Source organism: Serratia sp. NFX21, from assembly GCF_048517035.1.
Taxonomy (GTDB): domain Bacteria; phylum Pseudomonadota; class Gammaproteobacteria; order Enterobacterales; family Enterobacteriaceae; genus Serratia; species Serratia quinivorans.
This window is the reverse complement of sequence record NZ_CP183196.1, coordinates 4,310,275-4,325,835: the sequence shown is the minus strand read 5'-3', so window position 1 is coordinate 4,325,835 and position 15,561 is coordinate 4,310,275. Positions and strand designations below refer to the sequence as shown.

At 58.6% G+C, this 15,561-nt stretch carries 12 protein-coding genes; 3 read left to right on the top strand and 9 right to left on the bottom strand.

Annotation, left to right across the window (positions count from 1 at the left end; genetic code table 11):
* Positions 1-109: 109 nt before the first annotated feature.
* Together ACNT1W_RS20220 and ACNT1W_RS20215 are read left to right on the top strand one after the other, a co-directional pair.
* Positions 110-373: an antitoxin gene (locus ACNT1W_RS20220; RefSeq protein WP_012146268.1), complete on the top strand. Its 264-nt coding sequence runs from the start codon at positions 110-112 to the stop codon at positions 371-373.
* Between the two features lie 2 nt (positions 374-375).
* Positions 376-762 (top strand): type II toxin-antitoxin system VapC family toxin, encoded by a 387-nt coding sequence (locus ACNT1W_RS20215; protein ID WP_012146267.1) that lies wholly within the window; start codon positions 376-378, stop codon positions 760-762.
* On the opposite strand, the gene baeR is transcribed toward ACNT1W_RS20215, so the two are convergent.
* Genes baeR through ACNT1W_RS20185 form a run of 6 tightly spaced genes read right to left on the bottom strand, consistent with a single transcriptional unit; the run spans position 759 to position 11,735 of the window.
* A complete protein-coding gene (baeR, locus tag ACNT1W_RS20210) occupies positions 759-1,475 on the bottom strand; it encodes a two-component system response regulator BaeR (RefSeq protein ID WP_041418654.1) in 717 nt (238 codons plus the stop codon). The two genes, ACNT1W_RS20215 and baeR, sit on opposite strands and share 4 nt — an antisense overlap.
* On the bottom strand, positions 1,475-2,857 hold the full coding sequence (gene baeS, locus ACNT1W_RS20205; protein WP_419246063.1) for a two-component system sensor histidine kinase BaeS: 1,383 nt from the start codon (positions 2,855-2,857) through the stop codon (positions 1,475-1,477). The genes baeR and baeS overlap by 1 nt, the downstream gene beginning before the upstream one ends.
* On the bottom strand, positions 2,854-4,287 hold the full coding sequence (locus tag ACNT1W_RS20200) for an MFS transporter (protein WP_368453783.1): 1,434 nt from the start codon (positions 4,285-4,287) through the stop codon (positions 2,854-2,856). Before ACNT1W_RS20200 ends, baeS begins: the two co-directional genes overlap by 4 nt.
* A 10-nt stretch (positions 4,288-4,297) precedes the next feature.
* A complete protein-coding gene (gene mdtC / locus ACNT1W_RS20195) occupies positions 4,298-7,378 on the bottom strand; it encodes a multidrug efflux RND transporter permease subunit MdtC (protein WP_419246062.1) in 3,081 nt (1,026 codons plus the stop codon).
* Entirely contained in the window at positions 7,375-10,494 is a 3,120-nt protein-coding gene (locus ACNT1W_RS20190; RefSeq protein ID WP_012146262.1) for an MdtB/MuxB family multidrug efflux RND transporter permease subunit, read from the bottom strand. The genes mdtC and ACNT1W_RS20190 overlap by 4 nt, the downstream gene beginning before the upstream one ends.
* The gene (locus ACNT1W_RS20185) at positions 10,494-11,735 is read right to left on the bottom strand and encodes an MdtA/MuxA family multidrug efflux RND transporter periplasmic adaptor subunit (protein ID WP_261131470.1); all 1,242 of its coding nucleotides are present in this window, start codon (positions 11,733-11,735) and stop codon (positions 10,494-10,496) included. The genes ACNT1W_RS20190 and ACNT1W_RS20185 overlap by 1 nt, the downstream gene beginning before the upstream one ends.
* A 382-nt stretch (positions 11,736-12,117) precedes the next feature.
* On the opposite strand from ACNT1W_RS20185, the gene ACNT1W_RS20180 reads away from it, so the two are divergent.
* Positions 12,118-13,071 carry an aldo/keto reductase gene (locus ACNT1W_RS20180; protein ID WP_012146260.1) on the top strand — a complete coding sequence of 318 codons (954 nt, stop codon included), beginning with the start codon at positions 12,118-12,120 and terminating at the stop codon, positions 13,069-13,071.
* Positions 13,072-13,076: 5 nt separating this feature from the next.
* Here ACNT1W_RS20180 and ACNT1W_RS20175 read toward each other — a convergent pair whose 3' ends face one another.
* The 3 genes from ACNT1W_RS20175 to yegD are packed head-to-tail and all read right to left on the bottom strand — an operon-like array spanning position 13,077 to position 15,544.
* Entirely contained in the window at positions 13,077-13,586 is a 510-nt protein-coding gene (locus tag ACNT1W_RS20175) for an AAA family ATPase (RefSeq protein ID WP_017893640.1), read from the bottom strand.
* Positions 13,580-14,143 carry a GNAT family N-acetyltransferase gene (locus tag ACNT1W_RS20170; RefSeq protein WP_419246061.1) on the bottom strand — a complete coding sequence of 188 codons (564 nt, stop codon included), beginning with the start codon at positions 14,141-14,143 and terminating at the stop codon, positions 13,580-13,582. The genes ACNT1W_RS20175 and ACNT1W_RS20170 overlap by 7 nt, the downstream gene beginning before the upstream one ends.
* A 48-nt stretch (positions 14,144-14,191) precedes the next feature.
* Positions 14,192-15,544 carry a molecular chaperone gene (yegD, locus tag ACNT1W_RS20165; RefSeq protein ID WP_012146257.1) on the bottom strand — a complete coding sequence of 451 codons (1,353 nt, stop codon included), beginning with the start codon at positions 15,542-15,544 and terminating at the stop codon, positions 14,192-14,194.
* Positions 15,545-15,561 lie beyond the last annotated feature (17 nt).

The window sequence follows — 15,561 nt, the reverse complement described above, 5'->3', positions numbered from 1 at the left end:
GCTAAGGTTGGCCCGCTGTGCAAGTGGTGGTTAAAAAATGATCGCAGCATCTTGGCATCGAAGCTCAACAGGCATATGCTTAGGCCTATGCCTGTCAGAGGAGATGAAAATGGAAAGAGTCGCGAAGCTGTTTAAAAACGGCAGAAATCAGGCGGTGAGATTACCCGTGGAATTCGAATTCGATACAGATCGCGTGTATATCCGCCGCGATCGGGAGGGAAACGTGATTTTATCGAAATATCCGGCGAAACCTGATAGTTGGGCTCCGCTGCTGCAAATGATCGCACAAACGCAGGTACCGCAGGACTTCCTGACCGCGGAGGATCGTCAGCAGGGGATGGCCACCCGCGATCCCTTTGCCGGGGAAGAATAAGCATGTATATGTTTGATACCAATACGGTCAGCCAGCTCTTTCGCAGGCACCCTCGTCTGCTCGGTTTAATGGAAAAGATCCCGCCTTCTGCGGTCTGCATTTCCAGTATTACCGAGGCTGAATTGCTCTATGGTGTCGCCAAACGGCAGAGTCTGACGCTGAAAGCGACGGTTGCGGCATTCCTTGATTCTGTGACGGTCTATGCCTGGGACAGTGAAGCCGCGCATTGCTATGGCGCTATGCGGGCGGAGATGACAAAAAACGGGCGGGTGATGGGGGCTTTGGATCAGCTTATTGCCGCACACGCCCAGAGCCGCGGTGCGACGATTGTGACTAACGATAAGGCGTTCGCCATGGTGCCAGGCCTGGCAGTGGAAGACTGGACTTAAAGCCCATTCACCAGCCGGCAAGGCTCGGCTTCCCAGCGATAGCCCACGCCGTACACCGAACGGATAAAGGACTTCTCGCCGTCGATCAGTTCCAGCTTGCGCCGCAGGTTTTTGATATGGCTGTCGATGGTACGGTCGGTGACGACCCGGTAGTCGTCATACAGATTATTCAGCAGTTGCTCACGTGAGAACACGTTGCCCGGCTGGCTGGCCAGCGTTTTCAGCAGGCGAAACTCTGCCGGGGTGAGATCCAGCATTTGGCCCTGATAGCTGGCCTGAAAGCGCGGTTCATCAATGTGAAGCTGGGTTTCTTCCTGCGTATTATCTAACGGGCGGTAACAACGGCGCAGAATGGTTTTCACCCTGGCGACCACTTCACGCGGGCTGTAAGGTTTACAGATGTAATCATCTGCGCCGATCTCCAGCCCCAGCAGGCGATCGATCTCCTCGATTTTCGCCGTCACCATCACCACCGGAATATCGGTAAAGCGGCGCAACTCGCGGCAAACCGTTAACCCGTCGCTGCCCGGCAGCATCAAATCCAGCAGGATCAAGGCAGGGGAATGGGCATGTACCGCCGGCACCACCTCACTGCCATTGGTCAGCCAGTGCGTGGCGTATCCCGCAGCCTGCAGGTAGTCCACCAGCAGTTGGCCGAGCTTGGGTTCATCTTCAACAATCATAATTTGCAACGGCTGGTTCTGGGTTTCCATCATGACGCCTTATTCATTACCGGGGTGGCGAATTCTACAGTAATCCGCACGCCGCCCAAAGGCGAGTGCTGTGCGTAGATCTTCCCGTTGTGTGCTTCCACTATGTTTTGACAGATCGATAGCCCCAGTCCGGAACCGCCGCTGGCGCGATTACGCGAACCTTCGGTACGGTAGAAGCGTTCAAAAATGAGTGCCAGCTGCTCGTCATTGACGCCCGGTGCGCTGTCCTGCCAATAGATTAGCAGGCGGCCCGGCAACGATTCTGCACCGATCTCCAGCTTACCCTCGGCGTCGGTATAACGCAGGCTGTTTTCCAGCAGGTTATTAAACAGTTGGTTAAGCCTGTCGGGATCGCCAAACAGCGGTGCCTGCTCTGGTAGCAGTGTCACGATCTCCAGCCCTTTAGCGTGGAACCGGTCGCGGAAGCTGGCGACCGCAACTTGCAGCAGGTGCACACAGTCGAGCGGTGATTTACGGTAGGCGAGCGCGCCGAGATCGGATAACGACAGTTGATGCAGGTCATCGACCAGCTTGGTCAGGGTGGCGACTTCCGCCAGCAGTGAGCTGAGTGAGGCCGGGGTGGGCTGACGCACGCCATCTTGCAAGGCTTCGAGTTCGCCGCGCAACACCGCCAGCGGGGTGCGTAATTCGTGCGAGACGTCGGCCATCACGGCGCGTCGCATCTGCTCATTTTTTTCCAGTGAGGTGGCAAGCTGGTTAAAGTCCAGCGCCAGTCGCCCCAGTTCATCCTGGCTGCTGACCGCCACGCGGGTGCTGAAATCTCCCGCCGCCAGCCGATGGGTACCCGCTACCAGGCGTTTGACCGGCGCCAGTAATCCGCGCGACATCAGCCAGGTCACCGCCGCAGCCAACAGGGTGGAGAGGGCGACAATCATCCAACTGGTGCGTCTTTGCTGTAGGTCGAAGTTGATGTCGGTATTGCGCGTCAGCCTCTCTACCGGGGTGGTGAGCACCCAGCCGACAATTTCATTGTTGTAGCGGATGGGATGACGCGGGCCTTCCTTTGGCAGCGGGCCGGAATGCCCCACCAGCCGGTTAAACTGGCTGTCCACCACCCAGAACTGGGTACGCCAGCCCTTGGGCGGCAGATTGTGGCTGCTGTCGCTGTTTTGTTCGAACGAACGCATGATCTGGTAAACCACCTGATCGTTATTGCGCAGAAAGACCCAGTTACCGTGGTGACTGTATTGTTCTTCCAGCGCTTCACTCAGCATGTTGATGCGCTGCTCGTTACTGTTCTTGATGTAGTCGATAAACCCGCGTTCGAAGCTGACACGCACACCCCAGTGCATGGTGATTAACACCAGCATGCAGGTGGCGAAAATCGCCATGAACAGTTTACCGGTAATGCCTATTTTCATTGTTGCAACCTCGTGGAGCCTGTGCCCGGCTCTTTGGTCAGCGTACGGTTAGTGGTGGTATCAGCCGGGACGCGGGCGAAGGCCAACGCGGGCAGGGCGATGATTAATGCCATGCAGCAGTAGCTGTAAATAAACGCGCTGTGGATAGCCGGGCTGTCGGTGACCACCTGATGATGGGCGAAGCTGCCGATCAGAATACCGGCGATACTGACGCCAAGGCTCATCGACAGTTGCATCACCATCGACAGCAGGCTGTTGCCGCTGCTGGCCAACCGGTCCGGTAAATCTTTCAGCGTCAGGGTATTCATCGCCGAGAAACGCAGTGAGTTAACCATGCCCTGGAAGAACAGCACCACCGGCAGCAGCCAGATCCAGCCGAGCATGGCCACCAGCGGGAAACTCAGGCTGATCAGCGCCAGCATCAGCGTCGCGGCTACCAGCACGTTGCGGTACCCAAAACGGTTAACCACTCGTACCACTATGCGTTTCATCCCCATGCTGCCGATGATCATCGGGATCATCATCAGCCCTGCGTGGAACGGGGAAAAGCCCATCCCGACCTGCATAAACAGCGGCGTCATAAACGGCAGCATGCCGCTGCCGATACGGCCCAGCAGGCTGGCTGTCAGCCCGACCTTATAGGTCCGGGTTTTGAACAGCCGCAGCGAGAACAGGGCCCGGCTGTTGCCGTGTGCATGCCACCAGTATCCCGCTAGCGCCGCTATGCCAGCCACCACCAGCCCGGCGATGGCGGTAGCGGACAGCCCCATGCCTTTGTGGCCGTCAAGCGCCAGCGTCAGCGTCGCCATCCCGACTGCCAGCAGTATAAAGCCGCTGATGTCGAAGCGCCGGGTCTGCATGCGGTAGTTGGGCATCAGCAGCAGCGTGGCGATGGCCCCGGCGATCCCCACCGGAATATTGATCAGGAAAATCCAGTGCCAGCTGGCGTACTGCACCAAAAAACCACCCAGCGCCGGCCCCATCAGCGGGCCGATTTGGCCGGGCAGGGTGACGAAGGTCATCGCCGCCATATACTGTTCGCGCGGGACGATTTTCATCACTGTCAACCGACCGACCGGCACCATCATTGCTCCCCCGATGCCCTGAACCACGCGTGAGGCGATCAATTCGTTCAGCGTTTCTGAACGGGCACACAGAATCGACCCCAGCGTGAACAGCACGATGGCGCTGAAGAACACTCGCTGGACGCCAACCCGATCCGCCAGCCAGCCGCTGGCAGGCAACATTACTGCCACCGTCAGCACATAGGAGACGATCACCGACTGCATGCGCAGCGGGTTCTCTCCCAGGCTGACGGCCATCGACGGCAGGGCGGTGTTGACGATGGTGGTGTCCAGCGTCTGCATAAAAAAGCCGAATGCCACAATCCAGAGTTGCCACTGTACCGAGGCGGTGTGTTTTATAAGCATCAATCAGCCATTATTGGGGCAAAGGATCCAGTTTCTTGCCGCGACGGAACTTCATCTGCAGCCGGTCAAAATACAGGTAAACCACCGGGGTGGTGTAGAGCGTCAGCAATTGGCTGACGATCAGGCCACCCACGATGGTGATACCGAGCGGTTGACGTAACTCTGCGCCGTCGCCGTGGGTCAACACCAATGGCAGTGCGCCAAAAAGCGCCGCCAGTGTGGTCATCATGATCGGCCTGAAACGCAGCAGGCAAGCCTGGAAAATCGCGTCATGTGCGCTGATACCGCCGTTGCGTTGTGCATCCAGGGCAAAGTCGACCATCATGATGGCATTTTTCTTCACAATGCCGATCAGCAGCATAATGCCAATCAATGCGATCAGGCTGAACGGCGCGCCGAACAACTCCAGCGCCAGCAGTGCGCCGACCCCGGCAGAAGGCAGGGTGGACAGAATGGTCAGCGGGTGAATATAGCTTTCGTAGAGGATGCCGAGCACGATATACACCGTGGCGATGGCGGCGGCGATCAGCAGCAACTGGGATTTCAACGTTTCCTGGAATACCTGCGCGGTACCGGCAAAGGCCCCTCGCACGGTTGCGGGCACGCCGAGTGCGGTCATGGTGCGTTCTATACCGGCGGTGGCGTCCGACAGGCTACTGCCATCCGGCAGGTTAAACGAGATGGTCGAGGCGGCGGACAGCCCCTGATGGTTGACCGACAGCGGTGCATTGGCCGGTCGCCAACTGGCGAAGTAGGACAGTGGGATCGCCTTGCCGTCGCTGTTGATCACGAACATCTTGTCCAGCGAACTGACGTCCTGGGTATAGGGCGGTGCGACTTCCATCACCACCTTGTACTGATTGAGCGGCTGATAGATGGTCGAAATCTGGCGCTGGCCGAAGGCGTTATTCAGCAGGTTATTGGCATCGGAGACCGAAATCCCCAAACGGGCCATGGTTTCGCGATCGTAAACCAGGTCCATTTCCGAGCCTTTGTCCTGCTGATCGGAGTTGACGTCCGCCAGCTCCGGCAGCGCGGCCAGCGCGGTGCGGATCTTCGGTTCCCATTCGCGCAGCGCAGCGAGGTCATCCGCCATCAAAGTGTACTGATAGCTGGCGTTAGCCTGTCGGCCGCCGACGCGAATATCCTGCACTGCCATCAGGAACAGGCTGGCACCCGGCTCTTTGGCCAATTTGGCGCGCAGGCGGGCGATCACTTTCTGTGCATCATCGCTGCGCACCGACAGGGGTTTCAACGAGATAAACATCGAGCCGCTATTGGTGCGTGAGCCACCGGTGAAACCGGTGACGTTTTCCACATCCGGATCTTCACGCACGATTTTCATGAAATCTTCCAGCTTAACGCGCATAGCCTGGAAGGAAATGCTCTGATCGGCCTGGATAAAGCCCATCAGCCGGCCGGTATCCTGTTCCGGGAAAAAGGTTTTTGGAATACTGACGTACAGCCACACGTTGAGCGCGATGGTGGCCAGAAACACCGCCAGCACCCAGCGCGAGTGGCCAAGCACCCAACTCAGCGAACGGCCATAACCCTTTTGCAACGCCAACAGCATTTTACCGAAGCCGCGAATGCGCCGCTGCGAGCGCGGCGGCTGGTGGCGCAGCAGGTAGGCGCACATCATCGGCGTCAGCGTCAGCGAGATAATCAGCGACAGCCCGATCGACACCGACAGGGTGACGGCGAACTCGCGGAACAGGCGGCCAGGCAGGCCTTCCATCAGCAGCAGCGGAATAAACACTGCCACCAGCGACACGCTCATCGACAGCACGGTGAAGCCCACTTCACGCACCCCGACCAGCGCCGCATTAATGGGTTTCATGCCGGCCTCGATGTGGCGGGAAATATTCTCCAGCACCACGATAGCGTCGTCGACCACGAAGCCGGTAGCGATGGTCAGTGCCATCAGCGACAGGTTATTCAGACTGAAGCCGCACAGATACATGGCGGTGAAGGAGCCGATCAGCGAGACCGGCACTGCTACCGCCGGGATCAGCGTAGCGCGGCCGGAACGCAGGAAGATGAACACCACCAGGATCACCAGCCCAATGGCGATCACCAGCGACTGTTCGACCTCGGCCAGTGAGGCGCGGATGGTCGGTGAGCGATCCTGGGCGATATTCAATTGGATCGACGCCGGAATATTGTTTTGCAGCGTGGGCAGTTCGGCGCGAATGCGATCGACGGTTTCAATGATATTGGCGTCCGGCGCCCGGCTGATGGCCAGAATAATCGCCGGTTTGGCGTTGGTCATCCCGGCGTTGCGGACATCCTGCACCGAATCGTTAACCTTGGCCACGTCGCTCAGGCGCACCGCCGAACCGTTGTTGTAGTGGATAATCAGCGGCCGATAGGCCTCGGCGGTTTTCAGCTCGTCATTGGCCTGGAGCTGCCAGCGCTGCTGTTGATTTTCCACCGACCCTTGTGGCCTGCGTACGTTGGCATTGCTGATGGTCTGGCGCACCGCATCGAGCGATATGCCCTGATTGAACAGGGCGCTTGGGTTGAGTTCGACCCGCACCGCAGGCAGCGAGCTGCCGCCGACCGAAACGTCACCCACCCCTTCGGTCTGGGCGATTTTTTGCGCCAATTGGGTAGAGGCAAAATCGTAGAGTTGGCCCTGGTTGTAGGTATCCGAGGTTAGCGTGAGGATCATGATCGGCGCGTCGGACGGGTTGACCTTACGGTAGCTGGGGCGGCTTGGCATGCCGGTGGGCAACAGGCTTTGTGCGGCGTTAATCGCTGCCTGCACGTCACGCGCGGCGCCGTTGATATCACGATCGAGATCGAACTGCAGAATCACCCGGGTGCTGCCCAGGGAACTCATCGAGGTCATCTCATTGACCCCGGCAATGCGGCCCAGCGCCCGTTCCAGCGGCGTCGCCACCGACGAGGCCATGGTCTCTGGATCGGCACCCGGCAGCGAAGCGCTGATCGAAATCACCGGGTAGTCGACCTGCGGCAGCGGCGAGACTGGCAGCAGGCTGAAGCTGATCACGCCGCTGATGGCGATAGCCAATGTCAGCAGAGTGGTGGCGACCGGCCGATAGATAAACAGGGCGAAGAATTTCACGGCAGCTCCTGCGCATCCGGCTGACGGCGGGTATTGCGCGCCAGCTTGTCAAACAGCAGGTAGATCACCGGCGTGGTGAACAACGTCAGGATCTGGCTCATCACCAGCCCGCCGACCATACAGACTCCGAGTGGGTGGCGCAGCTCCGCGCCGACGCCGGTGCTGAGCATCAGCGGCAGTGCGCCCAGTAACGCGGCCAGCGTGGTCATCAGGATTGGCCTAAAACGCAGCAGGCAGGCCTGATAAATTGCGTCATACGGCGTCATTCCCTGTTCCCGCTCGGCGGCCAGGGCAAAGTCGATCATCATAATGGCGTTTTTCTTCACGATGCCGATCAGCAGGATGATGCCGATAATGGCAATCACGTCCAGTTCGCTGCCGGCCATCATCAACGCCAGTAAGGCACCGACCCCGGCGGTGGGCAGGGTGGACAAAATGGTCACCGGGTGAATAAAGCTCTCATACAGCACGCCCAGCACGATATACATCGCGACTACTGCCGCGAGGATCAGCCATAAGGTGCCGCCCAGCGCTGCCTGGAACGCCAGCGTCGCGCCCTGGAATTGGGTGGTGATGTCTTTCGGCAGGTTGAGGTTTTTTTCTGCCAGAGTGATGGCGTCAACCGCTTCACCGAGGGAATAATTTCCTGCGACGTTAAAGGAGATGGTGGCCGCCGGGAATTGATCCAGATGGTTAACCGACAGCGGCCCGAAGCGCTGTTCAATTTTGGCGATGGTGCTCAGTGGCACTATGGTGCCGTTGCTGCTGGTCAGACGGATATCGTTCAGCGCCGCCAGCCCTGGCGTAGTGCTGACGTCATGTTCCAGCACCACGCGGTACTGGTTGGCCTGGGTGTAAATGGTGGAGATCAACCGCTGACCGAAGGCGTTGTACAGCGCATTATCCACGTCGCTCATGCTGATGCCGAGGCGAGAGGCCGAATCGCGATCGACATTGACATAGGCCACCAGGCCCTGATCCTGCCAGTTACTGGTCACGTCCGCCAACTGCGGCGTTTGTTGCAGTTCCGCCATCAGTTTCGGTACCCACAGACTGAGATCGTCCAGCGACATCGCCTGCAGGGTGAACTGGTATTGGGTGCGGCTGACTTGAGTATCGATGGTCAGATCCTGTACCGGCTGCAGATACAGCTTCACACCGGGGAACTGGGTACTCATCTGTTGCAGTCGGGTGATGATGGCCGGAATACGCTCGCTGCGTTCGCTTAAGGGCTTGAGGTTGATCTGCAAACGGCCGCTGTTGAGCGTGGCGTTGGTGCCGTCGACGCCGACAAACGACGTCAGGCTTTCCACCGCCGGATCCTTGAGAATTTCTGCTGCCACCTGCTGTTGGCGCTCGGCCATATTGCTGAACGACACCGACTGCGGTGCTTCCAGCGTGCCCTGAATGATGCCGTTGTCCTGCACCGGGAAGAAACCTTTCGGGATCAGCAGGTACAGCAAGACGGTGAGCAGCAGCGTGCTGAACGCCACGCCGAGCGTCAGCCACGGGTGGTTGAGCACCGTTTTCAGCCATTTGCCGTAGCGGGCGATAACCCGATCAAAGAAACGCTCGGAAGCCGCGGAAAAACGGTTCTGCTTACGCAGCGATTCGTGGCTCAGCATGCGTGCGCACATCATTGGCGTCAGCGTCAGCGAAACCACGGCGGAAATCAAAATCGCCACCGCCAGCGTCACGGCAAACTCGCGGAACAGTCGGCCGACGATATCCCCCATAAACAGCAGCGGGATCAGCACTGCCACCAACGAGAAGGTCAGTGAAATGATGGTGAAGCCGATTTCACCGGCCCCTTTCAACGCCGCATCGAGCGGTTTTTCCCCCTTTTCGATATAGCGCGAAATGTTCTCAATCACCACGATGGCGTCATCGACCACAAACCCGGTGGCGATGGTCAATGCCATCAGCGTCAGGTTGTTAATGGAGAAGCCGAGGAAGTACATGGCGGCAAAGGTACCGATCAACGACAGCGGTACCGCGACGCTCGGAATAATGGTGGCCGGTACGTTGCGCAGGAATACATAAATCACCATCACCACCAGTGCCACCGCCAACAGCAGTTCGAACTGCACGTCGCTGACCGAGGCGCGAATGGTGGTGGTGCGATCGGTCAGTACCTTGACGTCGACCGATTTTGGCAGGCTTTTGATCAACTGGGGCAGCATCTCGCGGATGCTGTCGGCGGTGGTGATCACGTTCACCCCCGGCTGACGCTGGATGTTCAGCACAATGGCCGGTTGTTTGTTGGCCCAGGCCGCCAGCCGGGTATTTTCTGCGCCTTGTTCGATGGTGGCGATATCCTGCAGGCGGATCGCCGCGCCGTTTTGGTAGGCGACAATCAGTTGGCGGTAATCGTCGGCGGACTTCATCTGATCGTTGGCGGACAGCGTGACCGAGCGCGTCGGGCCATCCAGGCTACCTTTGGCGGAGTTGACGTTGGCATTGCTGATGGCGGTGCGGATGGTTTCGCTGTCCAGGCCGTAGGCGGCAACGGCCGCGGCATTAAGTTTTACGCGCACCGCCGGCCGCTGACCGCCGGAGATTGTGACCAGCCCGACGCCGGTGACCTGCGATATTTTCTGCGCTACGCGGGTTTCCACCATGTCTTCCACCTGAGTCATCGGCATGGCGGATGAAGTCACGGCCAGCGTCAGGATCGGTGGATCGGCAGGGTTAACCTTGCTGTAGATCGGCGGGTAGGGCAGATCGCTGGGTAACAGGTTGGTGGCGGAGTTGATCGCCGCCTGTACTTCCTGTTCGGCGACGTCGAGCGGCAGTTCAAGCTGGAATTGCAGCGTCACTACCGAGGCGCCGCCGGAGCTTTGCGATGCCATCTGTTTCAGGCCGGACATCTGGCCAAACTGGCGCTCCAGCGGGGCGGTAATGGCCGAAGTGACTACGTCCGGGCTGGCACCGGGGTACAGCGTGACCACCTGAATGGTCGGATAGTCAACTTCCGGCAGGGCGGAAACCGGCAGTGCGCGATAACCGATAATCCCCGCCAGCAGGATCGCCACCATCAACAGCGTGGTCGCGACCGGGCGCAGAATAAACAGGCGGGATGGGCCGCCGCCGGGGTTAGGTGGCATCACCTGCATCAGGATTTCCCCTGAGCGCGAGTTGGTTGGCTCGGTTTAGTCGCTGCCGAAGCCGCCTGCGGCGTCACCACTTCTACCTGCATGCCTTCGGTCAGACGATCAATACCGTCGGTCACCACCCGATCGCCGACGTTCAGGCCGGCGGTGATCACCACCTGTTGGCTATCCTGCATGCCGGTGGTGACCAGGTGTTTGTTGACTTTGTTCTCTTCACTCAGGGTCCAGACGAAGTTGCCTTCGTTGCCCATCTGTAGCGCTGCGGTCGGGATGACCATGGCATCGTGCAGCGTCGCCACCTTCAAACGTGCATTCACAAACTGGTTGGGAAACAGCGCATCGTCCTCGTTGGTGAAACGCGCCTTGAGTTTGATGGTGCCGGTGGTGGTGTCGATTTGGTTATCCAGGCTCAGTAATGAACCGGTGGCCAGTTGATTTTGGTTGGTGCGATCCCAGGCTTCGACGCTAACCGGGCCGGCTTTTTGCGCTTTGATCAAGTCGCTGATATTGGCTTCCGGCAGGGTAAACACCACGTCGATAGGATGAGTTTGGGTGATCACCACAATGCCGGTGGTGCTGCCGCTGGTGATGTAATTGCCGACATCCACCAGTTTCAGGCCGACGCGACCGTCGATCGGCGCGGTGATGCGACTGTAGGTGATTTGTAGTCTGGCGCTGTCCACCGTGCCCTGATCGGCCTTGATCGCGCCCTCAGTCTGTTGCACCAATGACAGTTGGGTATCCAGATCCTGCCGCGAAACCAGATTGGTTTTCGCCAGTTGCTGGTAACGCGCCAAATCGCGCCGGGCATTAGCGAGCGTGGCCTGGTCTTTTGCCAGTTGCCCCAACGCCTGAGTCAGTTGCACTTCAAACGGGCGCGGGTCGATTTCCACCAGCAGATCGCCGGCCTTGACCTGTTGGCCTTCGGTAAAGTGGATCGCCATCAGTTGGCCATCAACCCGGCTGGTTACGGTCACGGTGTTGGCGGCGGTGGCGGTGCCCAGTCCGGACAGATAGCGCGGTACCGTCTGCTGCGTGACGGTCGCGGCCTGTACCGGTGACATCGGTGCCCCACGTCGGCCAGCGGCCGCCTGGCCTTTACCTGCGTGGCGCGCATGCGGTGCAGCATCCGTGGCAGGTTGCGCAGCGCGGAAGTGACGCCAAATCAGCACGGCGGCAATAGCCACAATGACCACCACCAGCAGGCGCAGTATCAGTGAACGACGTGGGTTTTTTGCAATCATGGTGGTGAAAATATCTCCAAAAGGCAGGCGTGCGGGCACTCATTGCCAAAAAAGTTACACTCCTTACAGGATACTAGTTTAGCCAGTCAAGACGGCATAAAAATGAAGGAAATATGGAGTAACCGTCAGCATTGTCCAAATATATCCGTCATCTTTCAAACCGCAGCGTTGTTAGCTGCATGCACTCACCCCAATCACTTACCTAAGTAAGCTCATGGGGACTCCTGCCTTTGCCGCCTAGCTGCAATTTGAAAGCTATAGGATACAAATTGACTATGTTTATAAGTGAATGGGTTCGGCTTATAGCCAATACGTTTTGGCCTATTTCTCGGTTTGGCGCTAATAATTACCCTGCGAATCATTAATTCCCTTGGAGCATACAATGAGCAACAGAGAACTGGGCCGTTCGGGCATTAAAGTACCGGCATTGACCTTCGGCGGTAACGTGTTTGGTTGGACTGCCGATCGCGAAACCTCATTTAGCCTGCTGGATGCGCTGGTGGAGAACCAGCTCAATTTCATCGATACCGCCGACGTGTATTCCAGTTGGGCGCCGGGCAATCAGGGCGGAGAGTCGGAGACCACCATTGGACAATGGCTGAAAAAAACCGGTAAGCGCGACCAGGTCATCATTGCCACCAAAGTGGGCAAGCCGATGGGCGAAGGCAAACAGGGGCTGTCGCCGCGCTATATCCAGCAGGCGGTTGAGGATTCACTGCGCCGTTTGCAGACCGATTATATCGACCTTTATCAATCGCATGATGACGACCGGGACACGCCACTGGCAGAAACTCTGGCGGCGTTTGATGCGCTGATCAAGGCCGGCAAGGTGCGAGCGATAGGCGCTTCCAACTATCAGGCCGATCGTCTGGAAGAAGCACTGAACGTCAGCGAGCGGGAAGGGTTGGCGCGTTACGAAACCCTGCAGCCGGAATATAACCTGTATGCGCGAGAAGGCTATGAGCAGGGGCTGGAGGCGGTGGCGCAGCGCCATGGACTGGGCGTGATTAACTTCTTCTCGCTGGCCAGCGGTTTCCTGACCGGCAAATATCGTAGCGAGCAAGATATCGGCAAGAGCCAGCGTGGCGACAGAGTGATTGGGCAATATCTTAATCCGCGCGGTTTAAAAATTCTGACGGCGTTGGATAGCGTTGCGGCGAAGCACCAGACTTCACCCGCGCAGGTTTCATTGGCCTGGCTGATAGCGCGGCCGAGCATTACTGCACCGATCGTCAGCGCAACCTCGTTAACGCAGTTGGATGAGTTGGTTAGCGCTACCCGTCTGCGGTTGGATGCTGAGGATATCAGCACCCTGAACCAGGCCAGCGCCTGGTAATCGGGTTAGCTGCGCACGGCGTTAATCAATGACAGCAACTGCGTCAGGCAGGCTTCAACGGTGCGCCCAGCGGTATCAATCGTCACCACCGGTGTGCTCCAGGGCGTGTAATCATGGGCGGTGACACTTTCCCAATTGGGCAACCGTAACCCGGCAATATCACCGTCGCGGGTTTCGACTCGTCGGCGGTGTTCCGTGCGGTTGGAACAGACCACTTCAATATCCAGGCAGGCAGTGCCAGCCCGTAGTGCAACGCTATGCCAGTCCTCACGCGTGACCGGCAGCGGATTGACTGAGTCGGCAATCACGGTGTGACCCAGGCGCAGGTTATCTTCGGCGACGCCATAAGCGGCAAAATATCCCGCCGGGCCAATGTCATTGGCCAGAGATCCGCTGTTGCGGATCGCTTGTTCAAGGGTATCGATTCGCAGATGCATTGCGGGTAATGCGCTAGCCAGCGCTCGCGCCAGTGTAGTTTTACCGCTGCCCGGCAGACCGGAAAAAACGATCAGCATTGTTGCTCCCGCCAGTTTTGTTGTGCCAGCCGATACAGGACATGTTTTTGCAGCGGATGGCCCTGCGGCAACCGTGGATGCAGGAAGTTTTCACCGTTGGAGCTCATGCCAATACGTTCCATAACCCGGCGTGATGGCCCGTTGTTTTCGGCGGTAAAAGACACTACTTCAGCTAAATCCAGCCGTTCGAAAGCGTAGCACAGTGCGGTACGGGCGGCCTCAGTGGCGTAGCCTTTTCCCCAGTGCGCTGCCGCTAACCGCCAGCCGATTTCTACGCAGGGAGAGCAGGGCAGATCGTCCGCCGGGATCGCCAGCCCGACAAAACCGATAAAAGGCGCGCCGTCTTTTTCTTCCACCGCCCACAAACCCCAACCGTTTTGCTGCATGAATTGACGAATTTTTTCAGCCTGCGCGTAGCTTTGTTCGGCTGTCAGCGGGGCAGGGAAATAACGCATCACCTGGGGATCGGCGTTGAGGGCGGCGAATGCCGGCAGATCTTGGTCGCGCCAGGCGCGCAACAGCAACCGGTCGCTTTCCAGGGGGAGTATTTCATACATCACTGACCTCCAATGACCAGGGGCGCGGCAGGCCGCGCCCTCGGACGATTAACGGAACAGCGTTTGCGCCCAGCGTGCCAGCCCGGCGGTGACCGAGCCAAAATCGTTGCCCCCGACGATAGGAATGCCCGGCAACTGCTGTTGCAGCGCGGCGCGCAGCAGCGGTGAACGTGCGCTGCCGCCGGTGAGATAAATCACCTGTGGCGCGGTCTGGCTGCTGGCCAGTGCGGCGCTGACCTGTTCCTGAATGCGCAGTAGCGGCTGCGAAATAGCTTCGGCAAGCTGATCCTGGCTGATGGTTTCCGTCAAATCAGCCTGGACGAAAGCCAGCGGTGCGCTGATGTTTTGCTGTGCGGACAGGGCGATTTTACTCTCCTCCGCCGCGCGCACCAAACGGTAGCTCAGACGTTGCTGGTGAACTTTCAGCAGGCGTTTGACCTTTTCCGGCTCGGCGGCATCGCGGATCAGATCGCGCAGCATGCGGCCGTTGGCGACGCTGTAAAAGTCGTTCTGCGCCGGCACGTCGTTGGTGGCGACGGCGTTCCAGTAAGGCAGCGCAGGCAGGGCGATACCCTTGCCGGTTTCGCCGCCCATGCCGAACAGTGGCATCAGCTGTTTGAATGCCAGCATGATATCCAGGTCGTTACCGCCCACGCGGCAACCGCTGTGCCCCAGCAGGCTTTGCTGGCGTTCGGCACGGTCACGCCATTGTGGCCCCATCAGCAGTACCGAGCAGTCGGTGGTACCGCCGCCGATGTCTACCACCAGCACGGTTTTCTCTTCGGTCAGCGTGGCTTCGAAGTCCAGCCCTGCCGCGACCGGCTCGAACTGGAATTCAATGTCTTTGAACCCGGCACGCTCGGCAGCGCGTTGCAAAATGCCCTGCGCCTGCTGGTTGGCATCTTCACCGCCCATGCCCTGGAAGTTGATCGGGCGACCGATGACCGCCTGACTGATGCTGTCCTGCAGGACGTTTTCCGCCTGGCGCTTGATGTGGAACATCATGGCACACACCAGATCTTCAAACAGCGCGATCTGCTGTGGCTTCAGGCCGTTGGCGCCGAGGAAGGATTTCGGTGAACGAACAAAATACACCTCTTCCGGATCTTCAACGTAGTGTGCCAGCGCTTGCAGGCCGAAGAGCACGCTGTTGCTGGCGACCGGGATGTCTTCTTCACGGTTGTAGTTGATTGCCCGGCGCAGCAGTTGCTGGTTCTCTTCGCTGCCGGTGGGCACTTGCCAGTGACGGTGCAAGCACTCGCTCACGGCTTCACGCGTCGGTGCGCACAGCATCGACGGCAGATAGGGTTCGTTGTTTTCCAACGTCAGCAGCTCGGGGCCGTTATCACGCATCACTGCAACGGAACAGTTGGCCGTTCCGTAATCGAATCCAATAAACATGTCTTTTCTCACTCCCC